At 72.8% G+C, this 7,434-nt stretch carries 9 protein-coding genes; 3 read left to right on the forward strand and 6 right to left on the reverse strand.

All coding sequences use genetic code 11. The features are described from left to right. Positions 1–83: 83 nt before the first annotated feature. The 6 genes from ACTB72_RS19320 to hisB form a co-directional block, all read right to left on the reverse strand. Entirely contained in the window at positions 84–536 is a 453-nt protein-coding gene (locus ACTB72_RS19320) for a (2Fe-2S)-binding protein (protein ID WP_463038648.1), read from the reverse strand. A 150-nt stretch (positions 537–686) separates the two neighbouring features. Then, complete coding sequence (locus ACTB72_RS19325; protein ID WP_463038649.1) at positions 687–1,067, reverse strand: phosphoribosyl-ATP diphosphatase; 381 nt, start codon at positions 1,065–1,067, stop codon at positions 687–689. A 43-nt stretch (positions 1,068–1,110) separates the two neighbouring features. After that, a complete protein-coding gene (gene hisF, locus ACTB72_RS19330) occupies positions 1,111–1,872 on the reverse strand; it encodes an imidazole glycerol phosphate synthase subunit HisF (RefSeq protein ID WP_463038650.1) in 762 nt (253 codons plus the stop codon). Positions 1,873–2,066: 194 nt separating this feature from the next. Continuing rightward, a complete protein-coding gene (gene hisA, locus ACTB72_RS19335) occupies positions 2,067–2,789 on the reverse strand; it encodes a 1-(5-phosphoribosyl)-5-[(5-phosphoribosylamino)methylideneamino]imidazole-4-carboxamide isomerase (protein WP_463038651.1) in 723 nt (240 codons plus the stop codon). Between the two features lie 181 nt (positions 2,790–2,970). Next, the gene (hisH, locus tag ACTB72_RS19340) at positions 2,971–3,609 is read right to left on the reverse strand and encodes an imidazole glycerol phosphate synthase subunit HisH (RefSeq protein WP_463038652.1); all 639 of its coding nucleotides are present in this window, start codon (positions 3,607–3,609) and stop codon (positions 2,971–2,973) included. Continuing rightward, a complete protein-coding gene (gene hisB, locus ACTB72_RS19345) occupies positions 3,606–4,193 on the reverse strand; it encodes an imidazoleglycerol-phosphate dehydratase HisB (RefSeq protein ID WP_463038653.1) in 588 nt (195 codons plus the stop codon). Before hisB ends, hisH begins: the two co-directional genes overlap by 4 nt. Positions 4,194–4,367: 174 nt before the next feature. On the opposite strand from hisB, the gene hslV reads away from it, so the two are divergent. Genes hslV through hslU form a run of 3 tightly spaced genes read left to right on the forward strand, consistent with a single transcriptional unit; the run spans position 4,368 to position 7,379 of the window. Then, complete coding sequence (gene hslV, locus ACTB72_RS19350; protein WP_463038654.1) at positions 4,368–4,949, forward strand: ATP-dependent protease subunit HslV; 582 nt, start codon at positions 4,368–4,370, stop codon at positions 4,947–4,949. Continuing rightward, positions 4,939–6,081 (forward strand): hypothetical protein, encoded by a 1,143-nt coding sequence (locus ACTB72_RS19355; protein WP_463038655.1) that lies wholly within the window; start codon positions 4,939–4,941, stop codon positions 6,079–6,081. Before hslV ends, ACTB72_RS19355 begins: the two co-directional genes overlap by 11 nt. Further along, positions 6,078–7,379 (forward strand): ATP-dependent protease ATPase subunit HslU, encoded by a 1,302-nt coding sequence (hslU, locus tag ACTB72_RS19360; protein ID WP_463038656.1) that lies wholly within the window; start codon positions 6,078–6,080, stop codon positions 7,377–7,379. Before ACTB72_RS19355 ends, hslU begins: the two co-directional genes overlap by 4 nt. Positions 7,380–7,434 lie beyond the last annotated feature (55 nt).

A 7,434-nucleotide genomic window follows, 5' to 3' on the forward strand; every position in this document is an offset into this window, starting at 1 on the left:
ACCTTCGCCACCGCGATGCGGCCCGCCGCCTGCGCGACGGCGGGGAAAGCGGCCCCGGTGTCATTCAAAAAGTGCAGCATGGCTCAGGCTCCCGTGCTGGCGAGACGGACCGCGGCGACGATGCGCTGGTAGCAGCCGCAGCGGCAGATGTTGCCTGCCATGGCCTCCAGGATCTCGTCGTCGGTCGGCTTGGGATTGGCGTCGAGGAACGCGGCCGCCTGCATGATCTGTCCGGCCTGGCAGAAGCCGCATTGCGGCACGTTCAGCGCCCGCCACGCGACCTGCACCGGGTGATCGCCGGCGGGGTCCAGCCCCTCGATGGTGGTGACCGCCTGGCCGGCGACCTGGCCGAGCGTGACCTGGCAGGATTTCTCCGCCTTGCCCGCCACATGCACGGTGCAGGCCCCGCAGAGGCCCACGCCGCAGCCGTATTTGGTGCCGGGCAGCCCGGCCGCGTCGCGGATCGCCCAGAGCAGGGGGGTGTCGTCGGGCGCGTCGAGCGTCAGATCGCGTCCGTTGAGGGTCAGCGTGGCCATGCGGTCCTCCCTGGCTTGGGGAGCGCCGTGGGGCCGCGCTCCCGCTCGCTTGGGCGACAAGGCGCGCCCTTCAGCGGGGGAGTGTGCCGATGCGGCTGACGCCGGGGTATAGGACCAAAGTCGGACGCGGCGCGGGAGAGGCGGCCGGGCTCAGTCCTTCTTGCGCGAGGCCTTTTCCGCGATCCCCGACACGCCTTCGCGCGCCTCCAGCACCCGGGCGACGTCGGCCAGCGACAGCCCGCGCGAGGCGAGCATCACCATCAGGTGATAGAGCGCGTCGGCGGCCTCCAGCTTCAGCTCGGCCATGTCGTCGGCCGCGGCGGCGATCACCGCCTCCACCGCCTCCTCGCCGAATTTCTGGGCGCATTTCAGCGGGCCCTTGGAGAAGAGGCGCGCGGTATGGCTGGACGACGGATCCGCCCCGCGCCGGGCCTGGATGGCCGCGTCGAGCCGGGCCAGCACCGCGAGGTCATGGTCCGCGACGGCGGCGGGCGAGGCGTCGGCGGGCGCGGAGACGGGCTTGCTGGGCATGAAATCGGCTTTCGTAAGGTCGGCAGGCAGGCAGGCGGACGGTTCAGGTCGGGCGCACGGCGATGCCGGCGGCGGCCATCGCCGCCTTGGCCTCGGCGATCGAGTGCTGGCCGAAATGGAAGATCGAGGCGGCGAGCACGGCGGAGGCATGGCCCTCCGTCACCCCTTCCACCAGATGCTCGAGCGTGCCGACCCCGCCCGAGGCGATGACCGGGATCCCCACCGCGTCGGCGATGGCGCGGGTCAGGGGCAGATTGTAGCCGGCCCGCGTGCCGTCGCGGTCCATGGAGGTCAGCAGGATCTCGCCCGCGCCCTTCGATTCCATCAGCAGGGCGAATTCCACCGCGTCGATGCCGGTGCGGGTGCGCCCGCCATGGGTGAAGATCTCCCAGCGTCCCGGCTCGACGGTCTTCGCGTCGATGGCGACGGTGATGCACTGGGCGCCGAATTTTTCCGACGCCCGCGCGATCACGTCCGGGTCGGCGACGGCGGCGGTGTTGAACGACACCTTGTCGGCGCCTGCCAGCAGCAGGGCGCGCACATCCTCGGGCGTGCGCACCCCGCCGCCGATGGTCAGCGGCATGAAGCACTGCTCGGCGGTGCGCGAGACGATGTCGAGGAGGGTGCCCCGGCCTTCGTGGCTGGCGGCGATGTCGAGGAAGCAGAGCTCGTCGGCGCCCGCCGCGTCATAGGCGCGCGCGGCCTCCACCGGGTCGCCGGCGTCGCGCAGGCCCTCGAAGTTGACGCCCTTGACCACGCGGCCGTCCTTCACGTCGAGGCAGGGGATCACGCGGGTCTTGAGCATGGGGCGGGGCCTTTCGGGCGAAGGGAGCGCGGCGCACAATAGTCGCCGGGGGCGCCCGGCGCCAGCCGCGGGGCGCCGCGTCAGGGTCGCGCCCGGGCCTCACGTCCCGCCCGCGGCGCGTGGGGGCGGGGGCGCCGGGCGGGGCCGTCTCGGGGGGGGGGCGGGCCGGGGATGAGGTCGGAGGCGGGAAAGGCTCAGGCGGCGAGGAAGGCCGCCGCCTCCGCCGGGTCGAGCCGCCCGTCATAGAGCGCCCGGCCCGAAATCACCCCGTCCAGCGGCGCCCCGCAGGCCTTCGCGGCGCGGATGTCGTCCATCGAGGCGACCCCGCCCGAGACGATGACCGGGATCGACACGGCGTGCGCCAGCGCGGCGGAGGCCGCGATGTTCGCCCCGCCCATCGCCCCGTCCCGGTCGATGTCGGTGTGGATGATGGCCGCGACGCCCGCATCCTCGAACCGGCGGGCGAGGTCCAGCGCCTCGATCTCGGTGGTCTCCGCCCAGCCCTCGACCGCCGCCTTGCCGTCGCGGGCGTCGATGCCGACCGCCACCTTGCCGGGGAAGGCGCGCGCGGCCGCCTTCACGAAATCGGGGTTGCGCACCGCGGCGGTGCCGAGGATCACCCGGGCGACGCCGCGCGAGAGCCACGCCTCGACGCCCGCCATGTCGCGGATGCCGCCGCCGAGCTGCGCGGGGATGGTGAGCGCGCCGAGGATCGCCTCCACCGCGGCGCCGTTGGCCGACTGGCCGGCGAAGGCCCCGTCGAGGTCCACGATATGCAGCCACCCGCAGCCGGCGTCCTGGAAGGCGCGAGCCTGGGCGGCGGGGTCGTCGTTGAACACGGTGGCCGCGTCCATGTCGCCGCGCAGCAGGCGCACGCAGGCGCCGCCCTTCAGGTCGATGGCGGGGTAGAGGATCATGGCGCGGGTCTCCGGATGTCCGGGTGGCGGGTCGGCTTCGGCGCCGGTTTGGCGCGACGGAACGGGGAAGGCAAGCCGGCCGGGGTCGGGAAACGGCGTCAGGCGCGCCGTCCTCTCCACGCGCCGCGAGCGGGACGGCGCAACCCGCGGGCCCTCGACGCGGCGCATCCGTCCCGCGGGCTCAGGGCGCCCAGGCCAGAAAATTGGCGATCAGGCGCAGGCCGGTGGCCTGGCTCTTCTCGGGGTGGAACTGCGTGCCCGCCATGTTGTCCCGCCCGACCATCGCCGTGACCGCCCCGCCATGCTCGACATGGGCGAAGCGCTCTTGCGGACGGACCGGGGTCAGGTGGAACGAGTGCACGAAATAGGCGTGGTCCCCGTCCGCGATCCCCGCCAGCAGCGGATGCGGCCGGTCGATGACCAGTTGGTTCCACCCCATATGCGGGATCTTGAGCGCCGGGTCCGCGGGCCGGATCAGGTCCACGTCGCCTTCGATCCAGCCGAAGCCGTCATGGGCGCCATGCTCGAGCCCGCGGCTCGCCATCAGCTGCTGGCCGACGCAGATCCCCAGAAACGGGGTTCCGGCGGCGACCCGCGCCTCCAGCGTCTCCCACATGTCGGGCACCGCGCGCAGCCCGGCGCGGCAATCGGCGAAGGCCCCCACCCCCGGCAGCACGATGCGGTCGGCCCGCGCGGCCTCGGCCGCGTCCGACGTCACCACCACCGGCCCGCCGCGCCCGGTCTCGCGCGCCATCCGCTCGAAGGACTTCGCCGCCGAATGCAGGTTGCCCGAGCCGTAGTCGATGATCGCGGTGGTCACAGCGCCCCCTTGGTGGACGGGATGGCGCCGGCCTGCCGCGGATCGGCCTCGACCGCTTCGCGCAGCGCGCGGGCCACCGCCTTGAAGGCGCTTTCGGCGATGTGGTGCGAATTGGCTCCGTCGAGCAGGGCGACGTTCAGCGTCATCCGCGCGTTCATCGCCAGCGCGGTGAAGAACTCGCGCACCAGCTCGGTGTCGAAGCTCCCGATCTTCTCGGTCGGGAAATCCACCTTCCACACGAGGAACGGCCGGCCCGAGAGGTCGAGGGCCGCGCGGGTCAGCGCCTCGTCCATCGGCAAGAGGCAGGCGCCGTAGCGCCGGATCCCGCGCTTGTCGCCCACCGCCTGCGCCAAGGCCTGACCGATGGCGATGCCCACGTCCTCGACCGAGTGGTGGTCGTCGATCTGCAGATCCCCGTCGCAGCGCACGGTGAGATCGCACAGCGAGTGGCGGGCGAGCTGGTCGAGCATGTGGTCGAAGAAGCCGATCCCGGTGCGGCAGTCGTGCCGCCCGGTCCCGTCGAGGTCGATCTCGACGGTGATGTCGGTCTCGTTGGTCTTGCGGGCGACGCGGGCGCTGCGCATGGCCGGATCCTCCGGTTTCGGGGCGGGGACCGTATAGCGGGCGGGGGGGCGGGAGGGAAGCGGCGGCGGGGACGCGGGGGCGGGGACGCGGGGGCGGGCGCCTTCGGGTGGCGTCCTCCGCCCCTCGCCCCTATATGCGGCTCACCCGATCCAAAACCCCGAAGGCGGAGACCCATGAGCGACGACCGATTTCCCGGCTGGCACGGCACCACCATCCTCGCGGTGCGGCGCGGCGGCCGCGTCGTCGTCGCCGGCGACGGCCAGGTCAGCCTCGGCCAGACCGTGATCAAGGGCACCGCCCGCAAGGTCCGCCGCCTGTCGCCGGGCGGGCGCGACGTGGTCGCGGGCTTCGCCGGCTCCACCGCCGACGCCTTCACGCTGCTGGAGCGGCTGGAGACCAAGCTCGAGGCCCAGCCCGGCCAGCTGATGCGCGCCTGCGTCGACCTCGCCAAGGACTGGCGCACCGACAAGTATCTGCGCAACCTCGAGGCCATGCTGATCGTCACCGATGGCGAGCTGCTCTTCGTCATCACCGGCGCCGGCGACGTGCTGGAGCCCGAGCATGACGTGACCGCCATCGGTTCGGGCGGCAATTACGCGCTCGCCGCCGCCCGGGGGCTGATGGCCACCGACATGGACGCCGAGGCCGTGGCCCGCGCCGCGATGGCCATCGCCGCCGACATCTGCGTCTACACCAACGGCAATCTGACGGTCGAGAGCATCGGACCGGGACCCGGAGCCGCCGTTGCCGTCTGATCCCGCCGCGCCCCCCGCCGCCGCCGTCCCCGCTCCCTCCCCCTCGGGCCTCGACGCCGGCGACCTGCGCGCCGCGGTCGCCGCGGGCATGGTGAGCGAGGCGCAGGCCGCCTCCCTCGCCGCCCTCGCCCAGTCCCGCCGCGGGTTCCGCGAGCGGCTGGGGGACGAGCCGTTCGAGCTGTTCCGCGGCCTCAACGACGTGTTCGTGGCGCTGGGCGTGGCGCTGCTCGGGCTCGGGCTCTGGCTCGCCGGGCTGGCGCTGGGTCTGGTCTCCACGGGGATCGTCGGCCTCGCCGGAGCCTGGCTGCTCGCCGAATATCTCACCCGGCGGCGGCGCATGACCCTGCCGAGCCTGCTGCTCGCCCTCGGCGCGGCGCTGTCGTCCATGGCCATCGCCGCGGGCCTGCTGCCCGAGGCGATGGGAATCGGGGCCACGGCCGGCATCGTCAGCCTCGCCGCCGCCGCCGGGGCGCTCGCCTTCCACCTGCGCTTCCGCCTGCCCTTCGCGCTGTTCCCCGTCGCCGTCGGCCTCTACGGCGCGCTGATCGCCGCGGTCTGGCCGGGCGAGGCCGAAGTCGCCGCCCGCGCGCTGGAGGGGGGCGGCTTCGCCGCGCTCTTCGACCTCGGCGGCTCCTCGGTCTTCGCCTTCGCGACGCTGGCCTTCGGCATCGCCTGCTTCGCCACGGCGCTCGCCTTCGACCTGCGCGATCCGCACCGGGTCGGGCGGCTGTCGGCCTGCGGGTTCTGGCTGCACCTCGCCGCCGGGCCGGCCATCGTCAACACCGTGGCGCTCAGCCTGCTGCGCCACGAAGGCGTCGCGGCGGGGGCGGGCCTCATCGCCTTCCTCGCGCTGATCGTGCTCGCCGCGCTGATCATCGACCGGCGCAGCTTTCTCATGGCCGCCGCCGGCTACCTCGCCTCCATCGTGTGGAGCCTCGCCGCCGCCGCCGATCTGGGCGCGGCGGGCGGGCTGATCGCGCTCGGCGCGCTGGTGGTGGCGCTCGGCTCGGGCTGGACCGGCCTGCGCGCCCGCCTGCTCGGCGCGCTGCCCCACTTCCCCGGCAAGGACCGCCTGCCGCCCTGGACGCTGCGCCTCCCGGAACCCTCGCCCTCCCCGGAGACTTCTGCATGACCGACCTGACCCCGCGCGAGATCGTCTCTGAGCTCGACCGCTACATCATCGGCCAGGGCGACGCCAAACGCGCCGTCGCCGTCGCCCTGCGCGCCCGCTGGCGCCGCCGCCGCCTGCCGGCCGCGATGCAGCCCGAGGTGACGCCGAAGAACATCCTGATGATCGGGCCGACCGGCGTCGGCAAGACCGAGATCAGCCGCCGTCTGGCGAAGCTCGCCCGCGCCCCGTTCCTCAAGGTCGAGGCCACCAAGTTCACCGAGGTGGGTTACGTGGGCCGCGACGTCGAGCAGATCATCCGCGACCTCGTCGAATCCGCGATCATCATGACCCGCGAGCAGCGGCGCGAGGAGATGCAGGCCCACGCCCATGCGGCGGCGGAGGAACGCGTGCTCGACGCCCTCACCGGCCCCGGCTCGCGCGAAGGCACCCGCGAGATGTTCCGCCGCAAGCTGCGGGCGGGCGAGCTCGACGACACCGAGATCGAGGTCGAAGTGACCGACACGTCGAACCCGATGGCGATGTTCGAGCTTCCGGGCCAGCAGCCGGGCCAGATGGCCGATCTGGGCGCGATGTTCGGAAAGGCGCTGGGCGGGCGCACCAAGAAGCGCAAGCTCAAGATCCGCGACAGCCACGACCTGCTGATCGCCGAAGAGGCCGACAAGCTGGTGGATCAGGAACGCGTCACCCGCGACGCGCTGGAGGCGGTGGAGCAATCCGGCATCGTCTTCCTCGACGAGATCGACAAGGTCTGCGCCCGCGAAGGGGCGCGCGGCGCCGATGTCAGCCGCGAGGGCGTGCAGCGCGACCTGCTGCCGCTGATCGAGGGGACGACGGTCTCCACCAAGCACGGCCCTGTCAAGACCGACCATATCCTGTTCATCGCCTCGGGGGCGTTCCACGTCTCCAAGCCCTCGGACCTGCTGCCCGAATTGCAGGGGCGACTGCCGATCCGGGTGGAGCTGCAGGCGCTGACCGAAGCCGATTTCGTCCGCATCCTGACCGAGACCGACAACGCCCTCACCGGCCAGTATTCGGCGCTGCTGGCGACCGAGGGCGTGACGGTGACCTTTGCGGAGAGCGGCGTGGCGGCGCTGGCCGAGATCGCCGCCGAGGTGAACCGCACGGTGGAGAACATCGGCGCAAGGCGGCTCTACACCATCCTGGAACGGGTCTTCGAGGAGTTGAGTTTCGAGGCCCCCGACCGCGACGGCCAGTCGGTCGAGATCGACCGCGCCTATGTCGAGGAACGGGTGGCGAAGCTGGCGAAATCGACGGACATGAGCCGCTACGTGCTCTGACGGCGGGGCGCGGCGCGGGTTGGTGGCGGGGGGAAGAAAGCGGGGTGGTCATGGC

Source organism: Albimonas sp. (genome assembly GCF_055129145.1).